Source organism: Streptomyces sp. NPDC057702, assembly GCF_042799315.1.
Lineage (GTDB): Bacteria > Actinomycetota > Actinomycetes > Streptomycetales > Streptomycetaceae > Streptomyces.
The window spans coordinates 73,996-99,913 of record NZ_JBHVJC010000021.1 but is presented as its reverse complement, the minus strand read 5'-3'; the positions used below and the strand labels follow the sequence as shown (position 1 = coordinate 99,913).

General features: G+C 73.6%; 18 protein-coding genes. 14 read left to right on the top strand and 4 right to left on the bottom strand.

Going from position 1 to position 25,918, the window contains the following annotated elements:
* Positions 1–130: 130 nt before the first annotated feature.
* Positions 131–2,209, top strand: coding sequence for a SpoIIE family protein phosphatase (locus tag ACFVFR_RS17920; protein ID WP_383702571.1), 2,079 nt, complete (start codon positions 131–133; stop codon positions 2,207–2,209).
* A gap of 236 nt (positions 2,210–2,445) precedes the next feature.
* The gene (locus tag ACFVFR_RS17915) at positions 2,446–2,988 is read left to right on the top strand and encodes a GNAT family N-acetyltransferase (RefSeq protein WP_383702569.1); all 543 of its coding nucleotides are present in this window, start codon (positions 2,446–2,448) and stop codon (positions 2,986–2,988) included.
* Here the strand turns inward: ACFVFR_RS17915 and ACFVFR_RS17910 are convergent.
* Positions 2,920–3,723, bottom strand: coding sequence for an aminoglycoside 6-adenylyltransferase (locus ACFVFR_RS17910; protein ID WP_383702671.1), 804 nt, complete (start codon positions 3,721–3,723; stop codon positions 2,920–2,922). The two genes, ACFVFR_RS17915 and ACFVFR_RS17910, sit on opposite strands and share 69 nt — an antisense overlap.
* A 388-nt stretch (positions 3,724–4,111) precedes the next feature.
* Here ACFVFR_RS17910 and ACFVFR_RS17905 point away from each other — a divergent pair, with 388 nt between their 5' ends.
* The 4 genes from ACFVFR_RS17905 (at position 4,112) to ligD (ending at position 8,544) form a co-directional block, all read left to right on the top strand.
* Complete coding sequence (locus ACFVFR_RS17905; RefSeq protein WP_383702567.1) at positions 4,112–6,139, top strand: ATP-binding protein; 2,028 nt, start codon at positions 4,112–4,114, stop codon at positions 6,137–6,139.
* Positions 6,140–6,583: 444 nt separating this feature from the next.
* Complete coding sequence (locus ACFVFR_RS17900) at positions 6,584–6,820, top strand: hypothetical protein (RefSeq protein ID WP_383702565.1); 237 nt, start codon at positions 6,584–6,586, stop codon at positions 6,818–6,820.
* Positions 6,821–7,010: 190 nt separating this feature from the next.
* Complete coding sequence (locus ACFVFR_RS17895) at positions 7,011–7,241, top strand: DUF5133 domain-containing protein (RefSeq protein WP_383702563.1); 231 nt, start codon at positions 7,011–7,013, stop codon at positions 7,239–7,241.
* Positions 7,242–7,527: 286 nt separating this feature from the next.
* Positions 7,528–8,544: a non-homologous end-joining DNA ligase gene (gene ligD / locus ACFVFR_RS17890; RefSeq protein ID WP_383702561.1), complete on the top strand. Its 1,017-nt coding sequence runs from the start codon at positions 7,528–7,530 to the stop codon at positions 8,542–8,544.
* Between the two features lie 66 nt (positions 8,545–8,610).
* On the opposite strand, the gene ACFVFR_RS17885 is transcribed toward ligD, so the two are convergent.
* Positions 8,611–9,372, bottom strand: a complete 762-nt coding sequence (locus ACFVFR_RS17885; protein ID WP_383702559.1) for a methyltransferase — start codon at positions 9,370–9,372, stop codon at positions 8,611–8,613.
* A gap of 268 nt (positions 9,373–9,640) precedes the next feature.
* Here ACFVFR_RS17885 and ACFVFR_RS17880 point away from each other — a divergent pair, with 268 nt between their 5' ends.
* Positions 9,641–10,906 (top strand): S8 family peptidase, encoded by a 1,266-nt coding sequence (locus ACFVFR_RS17880; protein WP_383702557.1) that lies wholly within the window; start codon positions 9,641–9,643, stop codon positions 10,904–10,906.
* Between the two features lie 142 nt (positions 10,907–11,048).
* Here the strand turns inward: ACFVFR_RS17880 and ACFVFR_RS17875 are convergent, their stop codons facing one another.
* Positions 11,049–13,310 carry an MMPL family transporter gene (locus ACFVFR_RS17875; RefSeq protein WP_383702555.1) on the bottom strand — a complete coding sequence of 754 codons (2,262 nt, stop codon included), beginning with the start codon at positions 13,308–13,310 and terminating at the stop codon, positions 11,049–11,051.
* A gap of 208 nt (positions 13,311–13,518) precedes the next feature.
* Here ACFVFR_RS17875 and ACFVFR_RS17870 point away from each other — a divergent pair, with 208 nt between their 5' ends.
* The 5 genes from ACFVFR_RS17870 (at position 13,519) to ACFVFR_RS17850 (ending at position 21,705) form a co-directional block, all read left to right on the top strand.
* Entirely contained in the window at positions 13,519–14,862 is a 1,344-nt protein-coding gene (locus tag ACFVFR_RS17870) for an FAD-dependent oxidoreductase (RefSeq protein ID WP_383702553.1), read from the top strand.
* Positions 14,863–14,879: 17 nt separating this feature from the next.
* A complete protein-coding gene (locus tag ACFVFR_RS17865; protein WP_383702551.1) occupies positions 14,880–15,869 on the top strand; it encodes a UbiA family prenyltransferase in 990 nt (329 codons plus the stop codon).
* A gap of 10 nt (positions 15,870–15,879) precedes the next feature.
* Entirely contained in the window at positions 15,880–17,487 is a 1,608-nt protein-coding gene (locus tag ACFVFR_RS17860; protein ID WP_383702549.1) for a class I adenylate-forming enzyme family protein, read from the top strand.
* Between the two features lie 94 nt (positions 17,488–17,581).
* Positions 17,582–18,925, top strand: a complete 1,344-nt coding sequence (locus ACFVFR_RS17855) for a protoporphyrinogen/coproporphyrinogen oxidase (protein ID WP_383702547.1) — start codon at positions 17,582–17,584, stop codon at positions 18,923–18,925.
* Positions 18,926–19,329: 404 nt separating this feature from the next.
* Positions 19,330–21,705, top strand: coding sequence for an ATP-binding protein (locus ACFVFR_RS17850; protein ID WP_383702545.1), 2,376 nt, complete (start codon positions 19,330–19,332; stop codon positions 21,703–21,705).
* Positions 21,706–21,854: 149 nt separating this feature from the next.
* Here the strand turns inward: ACFVFR_RS17850 and ACFVFR_RS17845 are convergent, their stop codons facing one another.
* Positions 21,855–22,916, bottom strand: coding sequence for a polyprenyl synthetase family protein (locus ACFVFR_RS17845; protein WP_383702543.1), 1,062 nt, complete (start codon positions 22,914–22,916; stop codon positions 21,855–21,857).
* 586 nt (positions 22,917–23,502) lie between these two features.
* Between ACFVFR_RS17845 and ACFVFR_RS17840 the strand changes: the two genes are divergently transcribed.
* Together ACFVFR_RS17840 and ACFVFR_RS17835 are read left to right on the top strand one after the other, a co-directional pair.
* Positions 23,503–24,741, top strand: a complete 1,239-nt coding sequence (locus ACFVFR_RS17840; protein WP_383702541.1) for a DegT/DnrJ/EryC1/StrS family aminotransferase — start codon at positions 23,503–23,505, stop codon at positions 24,739–24,741.
* The gene (locus tag ACFVFR_RS17835) at positions 24,741–25,889 is read left to right on the top strand and encodes a DegT/DnrJ/EryC1/StrS family aminotransferase (RefSeq protein ID WP_383702539.1); all 1,149 of its coding nucleotides are present in this window, start codon (positions 24,741–24,743) and stop codon (positions 25,887–25,889) included. Before ACFVFR_RS17840 ends, ACFVFR_RS17835 begins: the two co-directional genes overlap by 1 nt.
* Positions 25,890–25,918: the final 29 nt, after the last annotated feature.

The window sequence follows — 25,918 nt, the reverse complement described above, 5'->3', positions numbered from 1 at the left end:
GTGTCGGGGGCACCGGCCTCGTGGCGCGCCGCCCGGCCCTCGGCGCGGGTCCGGTGCGTCGGACCCACCCCCGGCCGGAGCGCCCGGCCGCCCCGTGACGGCCGGAGCGATCATGGCGCATGATATGGGTATGTCGTCTTTGCGGCGTAATGAGGAGAAAATCACTTCCAGTGGTCTGCCGCTGGACGTCTTCGACACCGCGCCGGTCGGGGTCGCGGTCTACCGCGGTGACCGGCTGGCCCTGGCGTACACCAACCGCGCCTACCACGCGATCTTCGGCGCCCGTCCGCTCGGCGTACCCCTGCGCGAGCTCTTCGCCGACCTGCGCGAGCAGGCGGACCTGGACCTGCTGGAGGCGGCCTTCCGCACCGGCCGGCCGACACAGGCGTCCGCGATCCCCTTCACCGTGGGCGGCGCTCCCGCCGGGGGAGGGTTCCAGCGGTACCTGTCGTTCAGCGCCACCCGTATCGAGCTCGCCGGCCAGGAGCCCGGCCTGCTGCTGGTCGTCGCCGAGGAGACCGAGCAGGTGCACGCCGCCCAGCGCACCCGGGTGCTGGCCGAGGAGCGACGGCGGGCGCTGCGGCGGTACGAGTGCCTGACCACGGCGCTCACCCAGCAGGTGTGGGTCAGTGACGGCCACGGGCAGGTCATCGAGCACAGCGCCGCCTGGGAGCGGACGACAGGCCAGACCCAGGAGGCCAGTCGCGGGCGGGGCTGGCTGGACAGCGCCCACCCCGAGGACCGCGCCGAGCTGACGCGCGCGTGGCTGCGCGCGCTGGAGGAGGTGCCCGACGTCTTCCGGTACGCGTACCGGCTGCGCCAGGCGGACGGCAGCTACCGCCACTGCGAGCTGCACGCGGTCCCGGTGCGCGAGGACGGGCGGGTGCTGGAGTGGGTGGGTGCCTACACCGACATCGAGGAGCGCTGGCTGGCCGACCGGCGCAGCGCGCTGATCAGGCGCGCCGCACGCGCGGTGACCGAGTCGCCGACGGCCTTCGAGGCGTTCGCCGTGCTCAGCTCGGTCCTGGTGCCCGCGCTCGCCGACGAGTGCGGCGTCTACCTCCTCAACGAGTTCTCCGGCCCCGAGTGCAAGCCCGACGCCGCCCCGCTGGCCGTGGAGCGGGTCGCGGCCACCGCCCGCCCCGGCCTGCCGCCGACGCCGCCGCTGCGCGGCGAGGAGCTGATCGACCCGCACCACGCCATGGCACGGGTGGTGCACGGACGGCAACCCCTGCACGCCACGTTCGCCGCCGGCGCCGTGCCCTCGGACTTCGCCGTGCCGGGTACCAGGGTCTGGCTGAACCACATCGGCGCGCACAGCGGCGCGATGCTGCCGGTCCTGGTGGACGGTGAGGTGGTGGCCGTCGTCGTGGCGTACGCCTGCGGCGATCGTGAGCCCCTGTCGGCGGCCGACCGCGATCTGATGCGCGAGTTGTTCGAGCGGGCCCACACCCCGCTCAGTCGGGCCCTGCAACTCCAGCGCAGCCAACAGGTGGCCAAGGCCCTGCAGCACAGCCTGCTCACGCCGCCACCCGAGGTACCCGACCTGGCGATGGCCGCCCGCTATCTGGCCAGCCCCGCGGCGGCCGAGGTCGGGGGCGACTGGTACGACGCGTTCGTGCTGCGCGACGGCGCGACCATGCTGATCATCGGCGACGTGGCCGGACACGACCTGGACGCCGCCGTCACCATGAGCCGCACCCGCAACATGCTGCGCGCGCTGGCCGTGGACCGGGAGGAGCCGCCCGGTGACATCCTGCGCCGCCTGGACGTCAACACGCTGGTCCTGAGCCCGCAGGAGTCCACCACCACCTGTGTGCTGGCCCGGGTGGAGGGCCCACCCGGCGGGCCGTGGCGGTTGCACTACTCCGTCGCGGGTCACCCACCGCCGCTGCTGGTGACCTGGGAGGGCGCGGCGTGCTTCCTCGACGACGCGCAGGGCATCCTGCTCGGCGGTCTCAGCCCCCAGGAGCCGCGGGCCAGCAGCGTGCGGGAGCTGCCCCACGGCTGCACCCTGCTGCTGTACACCGACGGCCTGGTCGAGCGTCCGGACGAGGACCTGGACCAGGGGCTTGAGCGACTGCGCCGCCATGCGGTAGCCCTCGCTCGCGAACCCCTCGACGTCTTCTGCGACGTGCTGTTGGCCCACCCCGCGCAGACCGGTCGCGACGACATCGCCATGCTCGCCCTGCGTCTCCCGGCGCCCTGACGCCCCCTCGCCCCGCCCACTCGCCGGGGTCCGGGCGACCGCGCCCCGAGCCCTTGTTACGCTCCGGCGTGTACGCGACAGGCAGCTGTCGCGCGGGGGCCGCTCACTCCCCCGACCGCACGCGAGGACCAGGAGGTTGATGAACATGGCCCGGCCGACGACGTCATCAGCATGCCCTCCCCCGGGTCGCCGCGACAGGTGAGCGACCCGGTCACCGCCACGACCAGGAGCCTCACATGTCATCCAGTCCCACCGCCGGCACGCCATCGCCCGACGCCCACATGCCGGTGCCCGACCTGCTCACAGACCGCCTCGCGCTACGACAGTGGTCCGCCGAGGAGCTCGCCGCCGTCGTCGACGGCGCGCGCCGGGCGCACTGGGCCGAGGACTTCCCCGCCGAGGGGGACCGGGTCATCGCCGACTACCTCGCCACCCGCCCCGAGGGCCGGGGCCGCTACGGTCAGCGCCAGATCATCGAGCGGGAGAGCGGCCTGGCGGTGGGCGCCATCGGCCTGTTCTGGCCGCCCGACGAGGGCGCCGTCGAGTTCGGCTACGGCGTCGTCGCCTCCCGTCGCGGGCGTGGATACGCCACCGAAGCGGCGCGCGCCATCGTGGAGTTCGCGCTGACCGCGCCCGAGGTGCACACGGTGCACGCCTCCGTGGAGCTGTCCAACCCGGCCTCGGCCCGGGTCCTGGAGAAGGCCGGGCTGCTACGCCTCGGCGAGGGCGCGCGGACCGCCCACTTCGGCGTCACCGTCGGGGGCCTCCCCCGTCGCTGAGCCCCGGGCCGGCGGCGCACGCGTGCCGCCACCGCCGGCCCCCGCGACGCCGTGGGCCTCGCTTCCGCCCCCCGCCCGCCGCACGGGGCGGCCTGCCGCGCGCCCGCGCCGGGCGGTGGCGGTGGCCGGGGAGCGGGCTCGGTCGTGGGGCGCGGGGAGCCGGTCGAGAGGGGGACGGACGGCGTACGCGACGGCCTCCGGGGCGCCGAACCCGTACGCACCGGTCACCTCGCGGGAGAGTTCCGCGAACAGGTCGGCCGCCGTCCGGGCAGCGCGCGGGCACGCGTCGGGAGCGAATCCCCCGCAGGCGCCGGCCACACGCTCCCGTGCGCCGGGGGCGACCCCACCGCGCGTTTCGGCACCCTGGCGCCACGCGTCGTGCCGGACTCCACGGCGGCTGTGCGCGGGGCACACGGTCACCGTCAGGAGGAGTGTCCTGGCGGTCCCGTCGCGGGCTTTGGCCACCCACAGCCCCCCTCGGGCCGGACAGCGCGACAGGTGCGCGACCCCGTGCCAGAACGCGGCGCCCAGCTCCTGGAACCCGTCCTCGTCGGGACGTTCCGCTTCCCGGGCGGCCCCGCTGGGCGCGGGCGGTGCGCCGGCCGGCCCCTCCCCGTCGAGCGGGATCCGGTGGCCACGCCGACGCGGTGCGTCACGCTCCTCGGCGGCCAGCTCGCCCAGCTGCCGCACCGGCACGACCTGGAAGTCCACCGCCAGAGCGCCCGCGTGGAACACCGGCCACGCGGGGTCGTCCCCGGGCCCTTCCGGTCCGACACCCGCGTCGGCGGCGCCCCGTCCCCCGCCCCGGTCGCCGTCACCTCCGTGGCGTTCCGGTTCGGTGGAGCGCAGCTCGATGTCGTGGCGCGCCAGCGCCGCGCACCGGCCGCCTCGTCGCGCTCGCGATCCGGTGCGCACGATCGCTTCGATGTCCGGTCGGCCACTCGCACAGGAGAGCAGTCGTGTGGCAAACGGGTCGTTCTTCGCCGTGACGCGAGGTGATGCTGGACGGCCCGTGGCCAAGGGGCACACCCGTACTTCCGCACGCCACCGGGTAGGCCCCGCACTCCGTCAAGCGCGTTGACGCGGTTGCCGTCCGGGGCACGGCTTGGGACAGAATGTGCGCGTGGTGGGGCACATTCCCGAAGAGACGACCAGCTTCGTGGGACGCGAGGCTGAACTGACCTGGCTGGCGGGCGCGCTGGGCAGCGAGCGACTGGTGACGCTGACCGGTACCGGCGGCGTGGGCAAGACGAGACTGGCGCTGCGCGCCGCCGCGCTCGCGGCGCCGCGCTACCCCGACGGGGTGTGGTGGGCCGACCTGTCACCGCTGGACGGCGACCGGCTGCTGCTCGCGACGGTTTCCGACGCGGTGGACCTGTCGGACCACACGCCGGGCATACCGGTGGAGGACCTGTGCGAATGGCTCGGCGACAAGCGGCTGTTGCTGGTGCTCGACTCGTGCGAGCACCTGATCGAGTCGTGTCGGCACTTGCTGGGCGACCTGCTGATGACCGCCCCCGGGCTGACCCTGCTGGTCACCAGCAGGCAGCCGCTGGAGCTGCCGCGCGAACGGGTGGTCGAGGTGCCTCCGCTGGACCCGGACGGACCCGACGCGCTGGCGCTGTTCACGCAGCGGGCCGAGGCGGTCGCGCCCGGGGTCTCGTTCGGCTCGGCCGGCGAACACGCGGCGGCCCGGGCCGTGTGCCAGCGGCTGGAGGGCATCCCGCTCGCCCTTGAGCTCGCCGCCGCGCAGGTCGCCCGACGCCCGGTCACCGACGTGCGCGAGCGGCTCGACGCGCGCCTGGACGTGCTGGAACACGCGGAGCGGGTGTGGCCCCAGCGCCACCAGACGCTGCGTACGGCCATCGGTTGGAGCCACGGGCTGTGCACGGCGGCCGAACGGCTGCTGTGGGCACGGCTGTCCGTCTTTCGCGGCACGTTCGACGGGGCGGTGGCGCGCGCGGTGTGCGCGGACGGCCAGCTCACGGTCGACGCCGTGTCCCACGCGCTCGGCGGGCTGCACCTGAAGTCGGTGCTGGGCCGGGACGGCGAGAACTACCGCATGCTGGACACGCTGCGCGAGTACGGCGCGGAGTGGCTGCGGGCGACCGGCGAGGAGGCGGCCCTCCTGGACCGGCACGCCGACCACTTCCTGGGACTGGCACGCCAGGCCGAGGCCGGATGGCTGAGCTATGACCAGGTCAGCTGGTACGGCCGGATCTCCCGCGCGCACCAGGACCTGTGCGTGGCGCTGGAACACCTGTTGGCCACCCGGCCGATCCGGGCGCTGGAACTGGCGGGTCTGGTGGGCTACTTCTGGAGCTGTTGCGGACATCTGCGCGAGGCGCGCAGCTTCCTGGAGCGCGCCCTGGCGCTGTGCCAGGCACCCAGCCCCGAGCGCACGCGCGGCCTGTGGGCGCTGGGTGTGGCCCTCACGCTCCAGGGCGAGTACACGGCCGCGCGCGAGCTGAGCGACCAGTGCGCGCGCGCGGCCCGGGAGAGCCGTGACGAGGAAGCCCGGTTGGCGGCCGCCTATCTCGCGGGGCTCAACTCGCTGCTGCGTGGCGAGCCGCTGACCGCGCGGGTGCTGACCGGCCGCGCGCTGGCCAGCATCCCCGGCCAGCCCTTCGACTCGGCCTCCCGGCTGCGCTGCCACCTGGCGCACGTCTTCGCGCTGACGGCGCTGGGCAGGCTGACCGAGGCGCGTAAGGAGGCACTGCGGCTGCGGGATGGGTGCACGGAGATCGGCGAGCACTGGACCCGGGCGTACGTGGAGCACCAGCTCGCCCTGATAGCCCTGTTGTCCAACCGGCCACGGGAGGCGGCCGAGCACGCCAAGGCGATGCTGCTGGGCAAGGAGCAGATGGGCGACAGCTTCGGCATCGCCCTGGGGCTCGACCTGCTGGCGGCCTCGATCGCGGCCCAGGGCGACGGCACGCGCGCCGCGCTGGTCTACGGGTTGGGCCAGGCGTACTGGCGCACGGTCGGCGACGCGGAGCGCGGCACACTGGAGGTGCGGGCGGTGCGTGACGAGTTCGAGCGCGCGGCGCGGGCCGCCGCCGGCGACCGGGCGTACGAGGAGGCCTTCGAGCGGGGAGCCAGCGCGGACACGCATGCCGCGCTGGCGGTCACGCTCGCGCCGGAACGCTGAAGTCGCCTCTCCCCCGGCCAGGTCAGCCGCCAGGGGAGGGGCCTTCGCCTCTGGTGGCGAGCGCGGGGGCCTGGCGACGAGCTCGCCGGGGCGGCGGGTGCGACGGCCATCGCCTGCCACGCGAGGGGCGGGACGTCGGTGAGGTGGACGTACCCGGTGGTCGGGCGGGCCGTGCGGCGCCCTGACGGTCAGCGCCGTCCCGGATGGCGCCGCACACGACCCGACCTGCCTGACGGACACGCGACCGTACAGCCTGGCTCAGCCGTACAGCGTGGCGTCCGGGCCGCGCTCGCGCACCCGGGCTCTCGCACTGCGGGCCCCTGGTCACGCGTCCAGCACGGCCGGCCCGCCTCGGGGAGGGTCGGCCGGCGCCGCGAGCGCCGTGCGCGGAGGCTGGGAGGCGGGGCCAGGAGTCGACGCGGCTTCCTCGGGTACCCGCTGTCCATGCGTAGCTCAGACCAGCAGGAACCCACAGGGGCCGACCAACCGCGCCGGCCGGAGCGACCGGAGCAGGTGGAGCCCAAGGAGCCGGACGAGACCCAGGTGACGCCGGACCTCCCGCCGACCGTCGAGGTGCCGGAGGCGGACACCGACTCAGCGGGCAGGCCACCGCCCGCCGAGGACGCCCCGGTGGGAAAGCGACCGCATGACGAACCCGAGGTCCCGGAGCACCCGGGATAACCGCGCCGGCCGAGGACCGGGGCCGGTGCCCAGCTGCTCCCGCCCCGCCCGCCGCGCGACCCGGCCCCGCACGGGGGTTCGCTCCCGCCGTGCGGGGCCGCCTGTCGCCGCGCATCATGGGCGACAGAACCAGCCACTCGGGGCCGCCCCGCGCGCCGTGGGCGGCGCGGGTGGCGGAAGGAGACCCTCGATGCTGATAGCTCACCCCTCGGTGCTGCGCGAACTCGTCGACCGGTACGAGATGTTGCGCCGGCGCTCCGGCGCCGCCGGTGGCACCCGCGAGCGCCGGCGGATGGACGATGTGGCCTACACCCTGTGTGTGACGACCGGAACCCGCGAGATCGAGGCGGCGCTGCGCGCGGCGCGCCGACAACTGACCGGTGCCGGGCCCGAGGGCGGCGGGCCCGCGCTGCCCGCCTAGGGCGAGCCCATGTGTCGCGACAACCGGCCTGAGGCGTATCCCCACCGTCCACACGTCGACCGCCGGGAGCCCGAGCCCTGGTGCGGCGCGGTCGACGGGGTCGGCGGGCGGGCTCCGCATGTCGCGCCCGGGACCCGGCGCGGCCTGGCGCCCGGCGGGGACGTGGGGCTCCCTCCCACTCCGGCTCCTGGCGGGAGGTCGGCGGCGCGCTCCCCCGGCCCCGGGCCGGCTGGCCTTCCAGGAGCGGTCCACCGGTGGGGGCGTCGGCCGGCGGGGGCCTCGGCCCGTGAGTGACCTGCTGGCCGGGCTGCCGGCCGCACAGCGGCGGCTGTTGACGGTCGCGCCGCCGGGCGTGGAGCTGGCGGCGGGGCCGATGCTCGCGCGGCTCAGTGACCGGCGGGTGTTCGACGGCGACTGGATCTTCGAGCGCAAGCTCGACGGGGTGCGGGCCCTGGCCGTGCGCGGGCCGGGCGACCGGGAACCGGTGCGGCTGCTCTCACGCCGGGGGCAGCTCCTGAACTCCACGTATCCCGAACTGGTCGAGGCGCTCGCCTCGCAGCCGTGCGCGGACTTCACCGTGGATGGCGAGATCGTCGCGCTCACGCGGGGGCGCACCGACTTCGCGCGGTTGCAGCGGCGGATGGGCCTGACCGATCCGCGCCGCGCTCGGGCCACCGGCGTCGCCGTGACGTACTACCTGTTCGACCTGCTGGCGCTGGAGGGCTACCAGACCACGGGGCTTCCCCTGCGGTCCCGCAAGTCCCTGCTGCGCCGGGCCCTGACCTACCGAGAGCCGCTGCGGATGACCCCGCACCGCAACAGGGGCGGTCAGGAGCTGCTGGACCAGGCGTGCGATCGCGGCTGGGAGGGGCTGATCGCCAAGCGCGCCCAAGGTCGCTACCTGCCGCGCCGTTCACCCGATTGGCTGAAGTTGAGGTGTGCGCGGGGCCAGGAGTTCGTCATCGGGGGTTTCACCGAGCCCTCGGGTGGTCGGGGCGGGTTCGGGGCGTTGCTGCTCGGTCACTACGCGCGGGGGCGGTTGCGCTACGCCGGCAAGGTCGGCACCGGGTTCACCGAGGTCACGCTGGGCCGCCTGCGGTCCCGGCTGGACGAGCTGGCCAGCGACGCGTCGCCGTTCGCCGACGCGGTGCGTGAGCCTCGGGTTCACTGGGTGCGGCCGGCGCTGGTGGCACAGGTCGCCTTCACCGAGTGGACCCGGGACGGCATGCTGCGCCATCCACGCTTCCTGGGCCTGCGGGAGGACCGCGAGCCACACACGGTGGTCCGCGAGGAACCCATGTAGCCACCCACGGCCGCCCCGCGCACGGCCGTCGGGGCGGGGCGCGCGGTCGCGCCGGCGCCGCCTCGATCAGCGAGAGGGCGGTGGGGCCGGCAGCGCGGTCACCGAGGTCACGGCGAGTCCGGCGTTGGCGCACAGCTCGGTGACGTCCTCCCGGGTGCGTTCCCTGCCGCCCACGTTGACCAGCATGTTCAGGTCACCGAGGTACCGGCCCGCGATCCGTGGGTCCACCAGGGACGGCAGGAGGGGTTCCACGACGAGCATCCGCCCGAGCACGGGCAGCGCCGCGCGACAGTGGCGCAGGATGCCCACACAGTCCTCGCCGCTCCAGTCGTGCGGGACGCTCGTGGCCGGGTCGAGGTCGGCGCCGGCCGGCACCGAGGCGATGAAGTCACCGACCCGCGGCGCGCACCGCTCGGTCAGACCCGCCACGGCGAGCCGGTCCGGTGCCTGGGCGAGCCCCTCGGCCGTGGCGTAGAGGCTGCCACACAGCTCGGGGAAGCGTGTCAGTACCGCTGTGAGCAGCGTGCCGTCCCCGCCGCCGGCGTCCATGACGTGCGGGAAGTCGCCGAAGTCATCCTGGTCTGCGAGGTGGGTGGCGGTCAGTCGGGGGGCCTGGCTCATGGCGGATTCGCTCTGGTGGGAGAGCTCCGGCTGGGTGGCGAGGTAGCCGGAGAAGTCCGTGCCGCACTCCTTGTCGAAGCCCCGCTCACCGGTGCGCACGCCGTCCTTCAGGTGGTGCCAGCCGCGCGTCGTCAGCGGGTGTCCGAAGTCCTGGGCGAGGTCGCGCGCGGAGCCGGGTGCCGGAGCGCAGCAGCGTCGAGCCGGCACGCTCCGGCGACAGCGCGCCCCTCACCCACCCCGGCCCCTCATATCAAGCCTTTGTCGGACATGGAGCACACCGCGCACGGAGATCGAACAAGGTTGCCGACCGTTCCTTGTTCTTAGGCCACGAGTTCGACACCATCGGCCCCACCAGTGCCCCGCACGCGTCGTGGCGCCGTCGTCCGCTTCGGCACCCCGACCGTCCCCGACCTCATGCCGCCCCACCCCGCGGTCGTGCCACCGCGGCCCACCACCCTCACAGGAGACACCCGTCATGGCGAGATCAACCCTGGCCGCATCCCTGGCTCTTGCCCTGGTCGCCACCGGCGGCACCGTCCTCGCCTGGCCGGCCAGCGCCGCGCCCGCCCCGCCCGATCGCCTGGCGCCGCTCCAGGCCGCGGGGACCGACGCGGTCGAGGGCCGCTACATCGTCGTGCTCAGGCCATCGGCGGGCGACGCCCGTACCCCGGCCGCCAGGACACTGGCCGGGCCCGCGACCACGGCCCGGGAGGCGGGCGGCACGGTGCGCCATTCGTACACCGCCACGTTCCGCGGCTTCTCGGCCGACCTGCCCGCCACCGCCCTGGACCGGGTGCGGCAGGACCCGTCGGTGGCCTACGTCCAGCCCGTCCGCGTACACCGCCAGGAGTCGACGCCGCCCGCCCGGTCGGCCCCGGCGATCCAACGCTCCGCCCCCTGGCACCTGGACCGGATCGACCAGCGCGAGCTGCCGCTGAACACGACGTACGCCGCTACCGGCGACGCCTCCGGGGTCCCGGTGTACGTGCTGGACTCGGGCATACGGGCCAGCCACAAGGAGTTCGAGGGGCGGGCGTCGGGCGTCTACTCGGCCATCAAGGACGGCAACGGCACCGCCGACTGCGCCGGCCACGGCACCTTCGTGGCCAGCCACATCGCGGGCCGGACCTACGGCGTGGCGAAGAAGGCGACCATACGCGCCGTCCGCATCCTGGGCTGCGACAACAGCGCCACCACCGAGGAGATCCTCGACGGGATGAACTGGACGACCAAGAACGCGCCCGCCTCGTCGGTGGTCAACATGAGCATCCAGAGCGCGGACGGGGTCACCGACCGGGCCATGGACGACGCGGCCAAGGCCATGATCGACAAGGGTCTGATCGTGGTGTTCATCGCGGGCAACTTCGGCAAGGGCGACTGCCAGAACTCGCCCAAGGACCCGCGCGCGATCACTATGGGCGCCACCACCAGGAAGGACGCGCGCAACACCGGTGCCAACCCGTCCAGTTACGGGTCGTGCCTGACCGCCTTCGCCCCCGGCGCGGGAGTCTCGGGCGCGGGTCAGGGCAGCGACACCGAGGTGCTCAAGGGGTGGAACGGCACGTCGTTCGCCGCTCCACTGGCGGCCGGCACCGTGGCCGTCGCCCGGCGCGACAACCCGCACCTGACCATGGCCGAGGCGAAGAGGCTGATCGCCTCCACGGCCACCCAGGGGCAGCTCACCGGCATCGGCAAGGGCTCACCCAACCGCCTGTTGTACGTGGGCGACGCGAAGCGCTGAGCCACCCCCGCGCCCCCTGACCGCTCACGGCGGCCCCGACCGGGACGTCCGTGCGCGGGCAGGGCGGGCCCCACCCGAGTGTGACGACCGTGCGCGGGTGGGACCGGCCGGCCGCCGGCCCCACCCGCGCACGTGGCGTACGTCAGTCCCGGCCCACCGACTCCGGGCTGCGACGGGGCGCCGCGCCGCGCGGGGTGTGCGCGTCCCCCTCGCCCTCGCTGAGGCCGATCCTGTCGTGCAGCGCGCGCAGCGGGCCCGGGGCCCACCAGTTGGCGCGGCCGGCCAGCCGCATGAACGCGGGCACCAGCGCGCCCCGCACCAGCGTGGCGTCCATCAGCACCGCGATGGCCAGTCCGACACCGATCGCCTTGAGGTAGACGATGCCGGAGATCACGAAGCCCAGGAAGACGATGGCGATCAGCAGCGCGGCGGCGGTGACGGTCGAGCCGGTGCGCTCCAGACCGCGGGCCACGGCCCGGGTGTTGTCACCGGTGAGCTGGTACTCCTCCTTGATCCGGGAGAGCAGGAAGACCTCGTAGTCCATGGATAGGCCGAACGCGATGCAGAACAGCAGCACCGGCACCGTCCAGGTGATGGAGTCGGTGACGACGAAGTCGCCTACCAGGCCCTCCAGGTGGCCGTTCTGGAAGCCCCAGACCAGCACGCCGAGGGTGGCGCTCAGGCTCAGGCAGTTGAGCACCAGGGCCTTCAGTGGCAACACGACGCTGCCGGTGAACAGGAACAGCACGACGAACGAGCTGAGCGCGATCACCACGAGGGCGAGCGGCAGCCGGTCGTTCATCGAGGTGATGGAGTCCTCCAGCTCGGCGGCCGGCCCACCCACGCTCACCGGGTACGGGGCGTCGACGGCGCGGACGTCCTTGACCAGCTGGCGGCCCTTCTCGGACAGCGACTGGCTCTGCGGTACGACCGAGAGGTAGGTGCTGTCGGCGACGCCGAACCGCGCCGCCGCCGGAGTCGGCGGGGCGACCTGCCGGCCGCCCGCGAAGGTGCCGACCTCCGTGTCGACGCGGGCCACGTTCTCCAGGTCGGACAGGTCGCGGGCGTAACCGGCGACGTCGCGCTCGCCCCTGGCCGGCGTGTCATCGAGCACCACGTTGAGCGCCTGCGTCTCCTGGGCCCGGAAATTGGCTCGAATGGTCTCCCCGACCTCGCGCGAGTGGGTGTGGGAGGGCAGCACACGCTCGTCGGCCAGGCTCATCCTCAGGTCCAGGAACGGTGCCCCGAGAAAGAGCAGCAGGGCGATGACGGCCGTGGCCACCGGCACCGGGAAGCGCATGACGGTCAGGGCGAGCCGGTGCCAGAAGCCCTCGACCTCCCCGCCGTGCGCCGCGGCCTCCTCCACCGGCGGCTTCCGCCGCCCCACCCGGCCCTTCTCGATCCGGTGCCCGAGCGCCTTGAGGAGGGCGGGCAGGAAGGTCACCGAGACGGCGGCGGCCAGCAACGCGGTCGGGATGCCGGCGTAGGCGAAGGAGCGCAGGAAGTAGAACGGGAAGACCAGCAGTGCGGCCAGGGCCAGGGCGACGGTGACCGCGGAGAAGACGACGGTGCGGCCCGCGGTGCGCAGCGCGAGGGCGATCGCCCCGTCGGGTTCGGCGCCCTTCGCCAACTCCTCGCGGTAGCGCTTGATCAGGATGAGGCTGTAGTCGATGGCCAGGCCGAGACCCAGACCGGTGGCGACGTTGGTGGCCAGCACCGAGACCTCGGTGAACAGGGTCAGGACGCGCAGCGTCAGCAGCACCGAGACGATGGTCAGCACGCTCACCAGCAGCGGCACCAGGGCGGCGACCAGGCTGCGGAAGACGAAGAGCATGACGACGAACAGGATCGGGAAGGTGACCATCTCGATCTTGAGGAGGTCCTTCTCGGTCGTCTCGACGATCTCCTTGTTGGCCAGCGCGCTGCCGCCGATCCGGACGTCGACGCCGTCGATCTCGCCCTGGTAGCGCGACTCCAGCCGCTCGAACCGGTCCTGGACCTGGTCCTCGTCACCGTTGATCCGGGCCAGCACCAGGGCGCGGTTCCCGTCCTTGCCGCGCAGCGGTTCGGCCCCGCCCAGCGACCAGTAGGAAACGGCCTGCTCGACGTTCTTCTCCTGGCCCAGCCTGGTGGTGATGTCGCGGCCCGCCGCGGTCACCTCCGGCGCGTCCACACCCCGTTTGTCGGTGATCAGCAACGTGAGGTTGGGGGCGCCCGCGTGGAAGCGTTCGTCCATGATCTCGGCGGTCCTCGCCGATTCCGTGGAACTGTCGATGAAGCCGCCCGCCGACAGCTTGGAGATGACTCCGCCACCCAGCGCTCCCGCGATGACGAACAGAACTCCGGACAGATACAGCACCAGTCTGCTACGACCGGACGTGAAGCGGGCCAGAGAGGCGAACATCTGACGTAACCCTTCATTGGGGGCACGGTCGGCTGGTGTACGTGGGGGGTCAGGCTACTCCCACGCCAGCGCGCGCGACCGTTTCTCGGTCATGGCAAGAGTCTGCTTACCAACTCTTGTCCCGTGCCTGCTATTTATCGCTCCTCCGTACGGATTTACGTTTTCCGAGAGCTCGGAAGCAACCCTGTTCTGTGGAGGTGCGACACGCATGGCTCGACGTAAGAGGACTGCCGTCGTCGGCGGTGGTATGGCTGGCTGCGCCGCCGCTAAGGAGCTGCTGAAGAACGGGCGCGAGGTGGTCGTCTACGAGACCACCGCCGGACTCGGTGGGCGCGCGCGGTCCTGGCACCGTCCGGAGATCGAGCCCGACGTCGGCGTCAACCTGTGGTTTACGAGCTTCTACAAGATCATGTTCGAACGTATCCACGAGTACGGTCTAGAGGACCAGCTCACGGAAATGTCCAACAACGTCATCGTGGTGGACAACGGAAAGCCGGCCGAGCTTCTCTCCGACTCGATGAAGAGCCTCTTCACCTTCCCCCACGTAAAACTCGGCGACCGTATCGGATTCCTTACCGCGACGCTCCGGGAAACGCTGAAGCGCAAGGAACTCGACCTTTTCGACCCGGTGAAGCTGGCCAAGTACGACGACGGCACGAATGCGGCGGAGTACGCCCGCAGGAGCATGTCGCAGCGTGGTTTCGACAATCTGCTGCGCCCGGAGATCGAGTCGTTCTGGCTGTGGCGCTGCGAGGACATCTCCGCCGCGCACGTACGGGCCATGCAGGCACAGATCGCCGGCGCCAAGTTCTACGTCTTCAAGGGCGGCATGGAGGTGATCGCCGAGAGGAACGCGGAGGGCGCCGACATCCGCCTGGAGAGCGAGGTGACCGACCTCCAGGTCGGCGACGGGCAGGTGCGGATCACCGCCCGGGACGCCGAGGGCACGCTCAGCGAGGAGGTCTTCGACGACGTCGTGGTCGCCACCCCGGCCCCGGTCGCCGCCAAGCTGACCGCCGCGCTGCCGCGGCAGATCGTCGGCGAGGACACCCGGGACTTCCTGGCCACCCAGAAGTACGAGCCCGCGCTGTCGGTGTCGTACCTGGTGGACTTCTCCAGCATGCCCTCCGAGGCGCACATCGTCGCCGCCGGCGCCCAGGACCCGCCGGTCAAGACGATCATTACCTTCCCTCGGCAGGTGCGGGACGCGAAGGGACGCCCGGTCGACAAGCACCTGGCCTTCGTCTACCCGGGCCGCGCGGCCACCCGCCGGCTGCTCAAGCTCTCCACCGAGGAGCAGTTCGCGGAGACCTCACGCCTGGTCACCTCGCTGTGGCCGGACTTCCCCGCCGACGCCGAGCCGTTCGAGATCGCCGAGCGCCCGCTGGCCATGCCCGTGCCCGAGCCGGGGCGCTACCGCAAGTCGGCCCGCGTCATCCGACTCCAGCACGCCCCCGTGGTCTTCGCCGGCGACTACTTCACCTCGCCGATCTCGGAGGCCGCGATGCTCTCGGGCATCCGGGCAGCCGACAAGCTGCTCACGGTCGGCTGAGGCTCGGCGGGCCGTCCATGAACGCGATCACCGCCGCCGGAGCCCGGCGCGCCCAGGGCGCGCCCGGCTCCGGTTCGCCGGCCCGGGGGCTCGCCTCGCATCTGTCGGCCTTCGCCCGCCTGGCCAAGTTCGAGTTCGTCCTCGACTACTACCTCAGCGTCCTGGTGGTCCTCTCGGCGCTGGCGGCGGGCTCCCGGTTCGCCGGTGACAGCCTGCTCACCCTCGGGCTCTTCCTGCTCGGTGAGATCGGCGTGGTCTCGGCCGTGATGGCCTTCGACGACGTCAACGGGTACCAGGACGGCAGCGACGCGGCGAACTACCTCAGCGAGGACGGCACCGAACTACGCCCGCTCCAGCGCAAGCCACTGCTGACGGGGGCGCTACGGCTGCGCCAGGCCCAGTGGTTCGGCTACCTCTCGTTGGCCTGGGGCGCGCTGTTCTGGTCGCTCTCGGCCACCGCCGCCGCACACCGACCGCTGTGGGCGCTGGTCGTCACGGGCCTGGTCCTCGTCTCCAGCTGGCAGTACTCGTGGGGGCTCAAGCTCAGCTACCGGGGGCTGGGCGAACTCCTCATCGCGGGCTGCCCGATGGCCATCGTCCTCGCGCCGTACGGGTTCGTCGCCGGTGACCTGCCCGCGCTGCTGCTCGTGGAGGGCGTGCTGTTCGGGCTGTGGCAGATCCTGGTCTCCGCGTACTCCAACACCAAGGACATCGAGGGTGACGCGGCGGTGGGGCGCAGCACGGTGGCCGTGCGCGCCTCGGAGCGGGGCAACCGCCGCTTCATCGGCGCGCTGAGCGCCGTGGACGTGCTGCTGGCCGGGACGGCGGCGGCGGTCGGCTGGGCGCCGTGGTGGTTCGCGCTGGCGATGCTGCCCCTGACCGCCCTGCGGGTGCGGCAGTACGTCTGCTTCGTCCGCGACGGCGACGCGCTGCTGGCCCGCCGGCGCGGGGTCCTGGCGTTCCGTACCGGGGTCGCCTGCCTGATCCTGGTCAACCTCATTCACTAACGGGAGAGTCATGAGTGGCAAGAGCAGGCCCTCCGGCCTGGGTTCGCTGTTTGAGAGCCACGCGGAACGGGGCCGGCGCACGCGCTTCCACCTGAGCAGGCCCTTCGACATCGCCCCCGAGCGGGGGGCGGAGTACACCGTGGGGCAGCTCGCCGACCTGGTGGCGGAGGCGTCGGCGTGGCTGTACGAGGCGGGGGCGCGAGCCGGCTCGCGGGTGGCGATCGCCAAGGACAACCACTGGGACTACCTGCTGTTGGCCGCCGCCGCCGCGCGGATCGGCGCGCTGCCGGTGCTGGTGGCCGGTTCGCTGCCGCCGGACACGCTCCAGACGGTGCTCAAGCGGGCGGACGCGCGGGTGCTGGTCACCACGGGGGCGATCGTGCGCGGCGCCGCGGCGGCCGGCGTCGACATCACCGCGTTCGCCCCCCGGGTGGTGACCATCGACGGTCCCGTCGAGGGCGCGACGCATGTGGACGAGTTCCGTGGGGCGCGGGTGCCGGGCACCGTACGCGCCGCCTCGTACGAACCGATGGTGGCCACCCACACCTCGGGCACCACCGGCGTACCGAAGCTGGTCGTGCACTCGGCCGACACGATCATGGGGCACCTCAGCCGCACCGAGTCGTTGCCGTGGCCCATCGTCGGGATGAAGCACCGTGACACGGTGGCCACCGCCATCGCGTACAACCACATGCGGATGATCACCTGGAGCGCGGGCACGTTGCGGCTCGAACCCAGGAACGCGCTGATCCTCACCGACGGCGAGCCGGCCACCGCCGAGCGGATGTTCCGCCGGCACCGACCCACCTACCTGGAGGCGCTGCCCGCCACCTACGTGGGCTGGGAGCCGCTGACGGAGCGGCGGCACCACGTCTTCACGGACGTGCGCGTCTACGTCAGCACCTTCGACGCGATGCACCCCCCGACGGTGCGCGCCTTCCTGCGAGCCAGCGAGCGACGCTTCCCAACCTGGCTCCAGGGGTGGGGGCAGTCCGAGACGGGCCCGATGACCTTCCGCCTGCTGGCCCGTCGGGACCTGGAGGCCCAGGGCGACCGGCATCCCACCATCCGCGACGTCGGCCGCCCGATCCCCGGCTTCACGGGGATGAGGGTGGTCGACCCGCGGACGCTGCGTCCGGTGCCCGACGGCACGCCGGGCGTGGTGCTCTCGCGTACCCACGGCCGCTGCGTGGGCTACCTCGGCGAGGAGGATCGCTGGCACCTGAAGGCCGAGGGCACGTGGTGGAACACCGGCGACTGGGCGGTGCGCGGCAGGAGCGGGGCGTTTCGGCTGCTGGACCGGGAGGTCGACGTGATCCCCGGGATGAGCTGCATCGAGCTGGAGGACGTGCTGGCCGACCGGCTGCCGCGCCTCACCGAGGCGGCGGTGATCGGGGTGCCGGGCGAGCTGCCGCTGCCGGTGGTGTGCACCCGGGACGGCTCCTGGGACCAGGCGGCCTGGGAGCGGGCCACCGCCGACCTGCCACGGATGGCCGACCCGCGCCTGCTGGCCTGGGAGGAGTTCCCGCGCACCAGCACCGGCAAGGTGCGCCGCATGGAGCTACGCGAACGCCTGCTGGGCGAGGCGAGCGCGTACGGCAGCGGGCGCTGGACCTGACCGGGCGCGGGATCGGGGCGCCCCGTGCGGGCGCGAGGAAACGCGGGGCACCACCGGGCGCCCGCGGCTGAACGACGAAGGGGAAGGGAACGGCATGGCGCAGGACCTGGCCGATGTGGACGTCGCCGTCGTGGGTGCGGGGATCTCCGGCCTCACCGCGGCCTACCGGCTGCAGGAGGCCGGCCGCCGGCCGGTCGTCTTCGAGTCCCAGGAGGCGGTCGGCGGGCGGATGAAGGCCCGTCGGGTGGACGGCTGGATCGTCGAGGAGGGCACCGAGACGCTCGCGGCGGCCGGGTACGACGCGACCTGGCGGCTCGTCAGGTCCGTCGGGCTCGACCGCGACGGCGGCGTCCAGAAGGTGACCAGCCTGGCCGGGGTGTGGCGGGACGGGCGCGCGCACGCCGGCACCGGGCACTGGTTCGGCGCGCTCAGCGGCTCGGGGCTCTCACTCGGCGGGCGGATGGCCCTCAGTTCGCTGGTCGGCGAGATCGCCGGCTCCGCCGGTGGCTTCGACACCCGTCACCCGGGGCACAGCCCGCTGGGCACCCGGTCGGTGGCCAGCCTCGCCACGGGCCGCGACCGCGAGCTGTACGACTACGTACTGCAACCGGCGGTGGCCACCGCCTGGGCGTGGGACCCGCACCGCTCGTGCGCGGGTCCGCTGGTGTCCACGATGCTCTCCACACGCGGCCTGCTGGGCTGGCGCACCTACCGGGACGGCATGGACGCGCTGGCCCGCGCGGTCGCCGACCGCCTCGACGTGCGCACCGAGCGCGCCGTCACCGAGGTCAAGGACACCGACGCCGGGGTGACCCTCGTCTTCGCCGACGGGCAGACCCTGACGGCCCGTGAGGTGGTGCTGGCCGTGCCAGCGCCGCTGGCGGCCAGGTTGCGGCCAAACGCCCCCGCCGACGAGACCCCCTTCCTGCGGGCGGCCTCGTACACGCCGATGATGCGGATCACCTGTCTGGTGGACCGCCCGCTGCTGCCGCCGCGGCGGCGCGGCACGCCCGGGGTGTACGCCGTGCTGGTACCGGAGGTGGAGGACGGCTACGTCAGCGGGGTCACGTTCGAGCACGCCAAGGCCGCCAACCGCGCTCCGGCCGGCCGTGGCCTGGTCAGCATCCTCACCGCGCGGCGGGCGACGCGGGAGTTGCTCGACGCGCCCGACGAGGAGGTGCTCGCGGCGCTGGTGTCGCGGGCCGAGCGGTACGCGCCGGGTCTGGGCGCGGCGCTGCGGCAGGCGTTCGTCCACCGCTTCCCGTACGCGTCGCCGGAGGCGTCACCGCAGGCCCTGCGGCTGCAGAGCGCCTTCGTCGGTCGCGCGGCCCGTGCGGTGGAGTACGCGGGCGACTGGGTCTACCAGCGGCCCTCCAGCGAGGCGGCCGTGCAGTCGGGTGAGTTGGCGGCCGAGCGGCTGCTCTCCCGCGCCGGCTAACGACCGGTCAAGGCCGCCCACCGCGGGCCCGCCACCCCGCGCGGGAGCCCGGGCCCCGCCAGCGCGCCCGCGTGCTGCCGGGGCCTTCGCTCTCCCTTGGACCAGGGCTCGACCCGGTGGCGAGGCGGTGGCCGCGACACCCCGTTGACCTGCCCGAACTCCGTAGCACACCCCCCGGTTCGGAGTTGCTACACACGACCTAGTAGGGTGCGCGCAAGACATTGTTCGATGACCGGCGTTTGTGGATCATCCAAGCTCCAGTGGAACCACAGGCGAATCGGGCGTGCCGCGAAAAGGTGTTTCTACCTGCGCGTTTCACGACCCTTGACCGGGCTTTTGCCGCTCCCTGCGACCGTTGGCCGACCAGCGTGGAAGTTCCCGCGGGCCCCAACGGAAGGAGCCGCATGGTGCAGGCAGGCACTCACGCGCAGCAGGACGGCTTCACCTCGGAACCGGCCGCGACCGGTTCCAGCCGACGACCACTGTCACCGCTGGTGGGCCGGGACGACGAGGTGGCCCGGTTGAGAGCGCAGATCCTGGCCCGGGACACCCAGGTGCTCACCCTCACCGGCCCGACCGGCGTCGGCAAGACCCGACTGGCCACGGTGCTCGCTGACGACGTTGTCAGTGCGTTCCGTGACGGCGGGTGCTATCTCAACCTTGAGGACCGGCGCCAGGACCTGGTCGGCGCGGTGCGGGCCGCGCTGTGCGGTGACGGCCCGGCCGATGACGACCAGTCCCTTCGCGACCTCGACTTCCTGCTCGTACTCGACTGCGGCTCACGGCCGCCCCAGGACGTGGCCGCGCTGGTGGCCGACCTCGCCGGCCGGGCCCCCGGGCTGTGCGTGCTGACCGTCGCGACCCAGGTGCTGGGGGTCTACGGCGAGCGGCGCATCCAGCTCGCCCCGCTGGCGGTGCCGGGCTCGGCGACGGCCAGCGGACCGCTCGCCGAGGTGGCCTCGGTACGGCTGCTGGTCCAGCGCACCCGGGCGCTGCGGCCCGGATTCAGGCTCACCGAGGAGAACCGGGAGGCGGTGGCCCAGCTGTGTGTGCGGTTGGACGGGCTACCGCTGGCACTCGAACTCGCCGCCGCGCGGCTCAAGGTCTCCTCCCCCCGGGCCCTGCTCGACGAGCTGGACCGCTCGTGTGGCGCGCTGCGCGGCACCGCCGCCGACACCATGTCGCGCCACCTGAGCATCTACGAGGCGATCGAGCACAGCTGGGGCGTGCTCACACCGGACCGGCGCGCGCTCCTCGGCCAGCTGGCGGTCTTCGCCTCCTCCTTCGACGGCGCCCAGGCCGCCGAGGTGCTGGAACTCTCGGTGTACGAGGCCCGCTCGGCGCTGGAGGAGTTCGTGGACCGCAGCCTGCTGCTGCCACGGGAGCAGCCGGACGGGAGCATCAGGTTCCACATGTTGCGCACCTCGCGCGCGTACGCCGTCGAGCAGCTCGCGGACACCGGCGACCTGGAGGCGGTCAGGAGCCGCCATGCCGCGCACGTGCTGCGCCGGGCGCGGGCCACGGTGCCCCGGCTCAGCGGGCCCGGGCAGGGGGCGACGCTGGCTCGCCTGGGCCTGGCGCACCAGGACACGCTGGCCGCGCTCGGCCATCTGGTGCACGTGGGCGACGGTGACGGCGCCGGTGAGCTGGCCGCCACGCTGCTGCCGTACTGGCTGATCCGTGGCGAGTCGCGGGAGGCCACGGCGCGGCTGACGGCGGCCCGCGCCGCCGGGCCGGCCGCCGCTCACGTGGGCGCCGCGCTGCGGACGGCCCTGGGTGAGGCGCGCCTGTGGGCCGGTCGACACTCCGAGGCGCGGGAGGAGCTGCGGGCCGCGCTCGCCCACGTCGAGGCGGAGGGCGACCGGGCCGGGACGGTGGCCGTTACCGAGCTCCTGGCCCGACTCGCCCACGCCCGGGGCGAGTTGACGGAGGCCAAGGCCCTGTTGGAGGAGGTCGTCGCACGCTGTCGCGAGCTGGCCGACGCGCACGGCCTGGCCTCGGCGACGGGCCACCTCGCCGAGGTCTGTCGGGATCTGGGGGAGACGAGTGCCGCGGTGCGGTACGGGCAGGACGCGGTGCGACGCTTCGAGGAGACCGGCGACGCGCGGCGGGCCGCGCTGGGCAAGCTCGTGCTCGCCGGTGTGCTGGCGGAGGGAGAGGCGCCGGCCAGCGCCGACCGGATGGCGCGCCAGGCGCTGCTGACCCTGCGCGAACTGGGCGACGTGCCGGCGCTGACCTGCGCGCTGCACGTGTCCGCCAACCTCCTGGTGCGTCGGCACGGCAGGGCCACCGGCGCCTGGGAGCGCGCCGCCCAACTCGTTGCCGCGGCGGGTGTGTTGGAGGCCGGGGCGGGCGGGCTGCCGACGCGTCTGCCGGCCGCGACCCGGCAGGGCCTGCTGACCCAGGCGGGCCAGCGGCTGGGGGAGGCCGCCTTCGACGAGCACAGCCGGGCCGGTGCGCGGCTGTCCGCGCACGAGGCGGTGTCCCTGGCGCTGGCTCCGCTGGCCCCGCCGCCCGCGGCGCCGCAGGCCCCGCCCGCCGCGGACACCCTCACCCGCCGCGAGCAGGAGGTGGCGGCGCTGGTCGCCGAGGGGTTGACCAACCGCGAGGTGGCCCGGCGTCTGGGTACGGCCGAGTGGACGGCGGTCAACATCCTGCGCAAGGTGATGCGCAAGCTCGACTGCACCTCGCGGGTCCAGGTCGCCAACCGTGTGCTCAGCGCCCGAGCCACCGCCGACGGCGGGCTCGCCGGCCCCGGCGGCCTGCCGCGCGTGGTCTGACGGCGCCCCCGGCGGGACGCGGCACCGACGGCCGGCCCGGCGGCTCCTGACCCGGCCGGCGCGCCGAGGGAGTGCCGGGCCCCACCGGGTGGGCCGGCGGGGCTCGGCTGCGGCTGGCGACCGGGCCCCGTCGGCGCGCGGGATGCGGGCTACTTCTCGCGGTAGGCGACGGCGACCGCCATGCCGGCCAGCTCCTCGCGCCACTCCTCGGGCAGCGGCGCGTCGGCCAGGGCTTCGCGGGCCTGGTCCACCAGCGTGTCGATGCGGCGCTCCACCTCGGCGCGTACGTCGATGGCGTCGATCTCCTCGCGCAGCGCCGCCTCGTCCCGGTCGCCGGCCGCCACCAGGCTCCGCACCCGCTCGCTGCGTCGTACGGCCAGGCTCATCAGCAGGGTCATCTTGTGGTTCTCGGCGTCGGCGCCCACGGGCTTGCCGGCCACGTCCGCGTCGCCGTAGGCGTCGATGAGGTCGTCTCGGAGCTGGAATGCCTCGCCGAGTGCGGCGCCGTAGGCCTCGAACGTCGTGGCCAGCGTGGTGTTCCCGGTGATGGCGGCACCGAGTTCGAGTGGGCGGCGGATGCTGTAGCGGCCGGACTTGGCGTTGGCGATGTACTCCGACAGGCGTGTGTCGGCCACCCCCTCGGCGGCCACGGCCACGTCCAGGTGCTGGCCGACGATCATCTCGGTGACCAGTTCCCCCCAGACCAGCCGGGCCGGGGCGGGCAGTTCCTGGGCGAGCCGCATGGCGTAGGAGAGCGCCAGGTCGCCGGCGAGTACGGCGATGCCCTCGCCGTAGCGGCGCGGCTCGCCGTGCCAGCCCAGGGCGCGGTGGTGCTCGATGGCGCGCACGTGGGCGGTGGGTTCGCCCCGGCGCAGCGGCGAGTCGTCGATGACGTCGTCGTGGATCAGGGCGAAGGCGTGCAGCAACTCGACCGCGGCGGCGGCCTCGACCACCTGCGTGTCGGCTTCCGCGCCACCGGCGGCCAGGAAGCCGGCCGCGCAGAAGGCGGGGCGCAGGCGTTTGCCGCCCGCGCGGACGAGTTGGCCGACGCTCTCGACGGGGGCGGTGGCGCGCGTGTCGACGCCGGCCCACTGGGCGCGTTCGGCGGCGAGCAGGGCGTCCAGGCGGGTTTCGGTACGGGCGAGAATCCCGGCTCGGGCCTGAGCGGCGCGGCCGGTGGTGGCCACGGGTGCCATCGGTGACACGGTCATGTTTGCGGTTCCTCTCTGCGATCACCGGTGTGGCCGACCGGCGGACGCCTCGCGCGCTGCGCGGGGCGGCGTGTCCGTCCGGACGCCTCGGACAGCGGGGCGGCGGGTGGCGGGGGCGCTCGCGGAGCGGGCCGGGTGGCGATGCGCGCGAATCCGTCGGCGCGCCGGCCGGGTGCCGCCGGCGCCTCAGTGACGCGCGTGCTGTCGCGCACGGGAGTCAGTCGGAGTGGAAGGGGGGCGTGGGGGCGCGCCGGATGTCGTCCACCGATGTGCCCGCGCCGCCCCACTGGCCACGAGCCAACGAGAATCCCGGTACTCGGCAAAGCCGAAACTTCTTCGGGTGTCCATATCTCTGGAAACCGCCCCCCGGCCTGGAAGTCGTCAACGTTAGCAACCATCAACGGTGGACAACACGCCGGTCAAGACGGCCTGTCCGGACAGCAATTGAGGGGTCGAAAAGACACAGAACTCTGTCCGAGAGTGACAGGTGAGGCACTGAATCTGCCATCTCATTGTCTGCGGATTGCTATCCCTGACAACTCGTGGGCCGCCTATTTTCGAATGCGGGTACTACGAATGGAGAGACATGGGCAGGAGAGTGACGGAAAGCATTCCCGGAAGCCCCGGGGCGGCGGCACCGGCCGGAGTCCCGTTCTTCACCCAGGCGGCCTCGTTCGAGCGTTTGTGGCCATCCGTGCGCCGGCAGATCGAAGACGTGCTCGACTCCGGGGTCTACTCGAACGGGCCCAAGACCGCCGAGCTCGAGGCGGCGCTCCGTACCTACACCGGCGCCCCGCACGCCATCGCGGTGAGCAACGGCGCCGACGCCCTCGTGCTGTTGCTGCGCGCGGCGGGAATCGGGCCCGGCGACGAGGTGGTGGTGCCGGCGTTCGCGTTCGCCACGCCGGCCTCCTCGGTGGCGCTGGTGGGTGCCCGCCCGGTCTTCGCCGACGTGGACCCCGTCACCTACGGCATCGACCCCGCCTCGGTCGAGAAGGCCATCACGGCGCGGACCAGGGCCGTGCTCCCGGCGCACCTGTTCTGTCAGCCAGCCGACCTGGCCGAGGTGACGGACGTGGCCACGCGCCACGGCCTGCTGGTGCTGGAGGACGGCACGCACGGCCTCGGGATGCGCTGGGGCGGCGTGCACACCGGGCTGGTCGGGGCGGGCGGCGCGGTGTCGCTGTGCCCGACGATGACGCTCGGGGCGCTGGGCGACGCGGGCATGGTGCTCACCCGTGACGACGCGCTCGCCGCGCGCGTGCGAGCCCTGCGCGACCACGGCCGTACGGCGCCCCGCGCCCCCGTCCACCAGGCGCCGGCGGCCGGGCGGACGGCCGCGGCCGAGGTGGCCCGCCAGGGGGAACTCCTGGGCGTCAACGCCAAGATGGACGACGTCCAGGCGGCCGTGCTGCTCGGCAGGCTGGCCGGCACCGAGGCCGACATCCACCGCCGCGCGGAGCTGGCCGCCGCGTACACCCACTACCTGCGCGGCGTGCCCGGCGTACGGCGGCTGCCCGAGGTGGTCCAGGGCGCGCGGGCCCGCGTCGACCCGGTCTTCGCGGTGTACGCCGTCGAGGTCGCCGACCGGGACGGGCTGGCCGGGCATCTGGCGCGGGCCGGCATCAGCACCGAGACGTATCCACGGCCGGCGCACCTCCAACCCTGCTTCGCCGACCACGGTCACCAGGAGGGTGACTTCCCCCACGCCGAGGAGGCGGCCCGACACGTGATCGCACTGCCCCTCTACCCGGACCTGTCTTTGCGTCAGGTCGCGGACGTGTGTGCCGCCGTCCGTTCCTTCGCCCCGGAAGGTGCTGTGTGATGAGTGTGGTGGACTCGGCACCCGCGGTCGACACGACGCCGGTGCCCTACAGCGGCTCGCTGCTCGACCCCGGCGCCCGTGAGCTGCTGTTGGAGACCGTGCGGGAGGTGGCCACCGACCCCGAGCAGCGCTTCGTCCTGGGGCGCCGCACCGCCGAGTTGGAGCGGCGCCTTCGGCACCGGACCGGGGTCGGCGACGTGATCGCGTGCGCGAGCGGCACCTCGGCGCTGAGCCTGGCGCTGCGCGCCGCGTCCCTGGCCCCCGCTGACGAGGTGATCGTGCCGGCCTTCGGCGCTGAACCGCTGGCCGCCACCGTCGTCGGGGCGGGCGCCGTGCCGGTGTTCGCCGACGTCGACCCGCTGACGATGGTCATCGACGTGGCCGACGCCGCCCGCCGGGTCACCGCGCGCACCCGGGCGCTCGTCCCGGCCCACACCTTCACCGCGCTGGTCGACATGCGCGCGGTCACGGAGCTGGCCTCGGCCCACGGGCTGACCGTCATCGAGGACGCGGCGGTGGCCCAGGACGCGACGCTGGCCGGGCGGGCCGCGGGCACGTGGGGACATGTGGGCCTGTACTCGTTCTTTCCGGCCAAGCCGTTCGGGATGCCGGGTGAGGGGGCGGCCGTGCTGTGCGACGACCCCACGATCGCCCGCACCGTCCGGCTGCTGCGCAACCACGGCCAGGACGGCGACACCCCCCTCCGGCACGAGATCGGCTACCACAGCGGCTTCGACGAGGTGCAGGCGGGTTTCCAGCTCGCGCGGCTGGCGACGCAGGACGCGCGCATCGCGCGCCGGGCGCGGATCAGCGCGTACTACAGCCAGCGGTTCGCGCCGCTGTGCGCGCGTGGCGTGCTCAGCGCGCCGGCCCCGGGTGCCGAGCAGGGCCACTACGTCTACGCCGTGCAGAGCGAGCGGCGTGACGCGCTGGCCCGTCACCTGGCGGCTCACGGGATCGGCACCCGTGTCTACTACCCGCTCCCCCTCCCCCGCCTCCCCGCGTTCGCCCGCTACGCCCCCGCCGACGCGCGCTGGCCCGGGGCCGAGCGGGCCAGCGCCAGGCACCTGGCCCTGCCGCTCCACCCCCAGCTCGACCAGGCCCAGGTCCGTCGTATCGCGGACGCCGTGGACGCCTTCTTCCGCTGACCGCCGCCCGCTCGTACGTACCGCCGTCC

Excerpts from the sequence above, each read along its gene's own strand:
- ACFVFR_RS17920 (WP_383702571.1), top strand. The coding sequence starts at position 131 with ATGTCGTCTTTGCGGCGTAATGAGGAGAAAATCACTTCCAGTGGTCTG.
- ACFVFR_RS17915 (WP_383702569.1), top strand. The coding sequence starts at position 2,446 with ATGTCATCCAGTCCCACCGCCGGCACGCCATCGCCCGACGCCCACATG.
- ACFVFR_RS17900 (WP_383702565.1), top strand. The coding sequence starts at position 6,584 with ATGCGTAGCTCAGACCAGCAGGAACCCACAGGGGCCGACCAACCGCGC.
- ACFVFR_RS17895 (WP_383702563.1), top strand. The coding sequence starts at position 7,011 with ATGCTGATAGCTCACCCCTCGGTGCTGCGCGAACTCGTCGACCGGTAC.
- ACFVFR_RS17880 (WP_383702557.1), top strand. The coding sequence starts at position 9,641 with ATGGCGAGATCAACCCTGGCCGCATCCCTGGCTCTTGCCCTGGTCGCC.
- ACFVFR_RS17875 (WP_383702555.1), bottom strand. The coding sequence starts at position 13,310 with ATGTTCGCCTCTCTGGCCCGCTTCACGTCCGGTCGTAGCAGACTGGTG.
- ACFVFR_RS17870 (WP_383702553.1), top strand. The coding sequence starts at position 13,519 with ATGGCTCGACGTAAGAGGACTGCCGTCGTCGGCGGTGGTATGGCTGGC.
- ACFVFR_RS17865 (WP_383702551.1), top strand. The coding sequence starts at position 14,880 with ATGAACGCGATCACCGCCGCCGGAGCCCGGCGCGCCCAGGGCGCGCCC.
- ACFVFR_RS17860 (WP_383702549.1), top strand. The coding sequence starts at position 15,880 with ATGAGTGGCAAGAGCAGGCCCTCCGGCCTGGGTTCGCTGTTTGAGAGC.
- ACFVFR_RS17855 (WP_383702547.1), top strand. The coding sequence starts at position 17,582 with ATGGCGCAGGACCTGGCCGATGTGGACGTCGCCGTCGTGGGTGCGGGG.
- ACFVFR_RS17850 (WP_383702545.1), top strand. The coding sequence starts at position 19,330 with ATGGTGCAGGCAGGCACTCACGCGCAGCAGGACGGCTTCACCTCGGAA.
- ACFVFR_RS17845 (WP_383702543.1), bottom strand. The coding sequence starts at position 22,916 with ATGACCGTGTCACCGATGGCACCCGTGGCCACCACCGGCCGCGCCGCT.
- ACFVFR_RS17840 (WP_383702541.1), top strand. The coding sequence starts at position 23,503 with ATGGGCAGGAGAGTGACGGAAAGCATTCCCGGAAGCCCCGGGGCGGCG.
- ACFVFR_RS17835 (WP_383702539.1), top strand. The coding sequence starts at position 24,741 with ATGAGTGTGGTGGACTCGGCACCCGCGGTCGACACGACGCCGGTGCCC.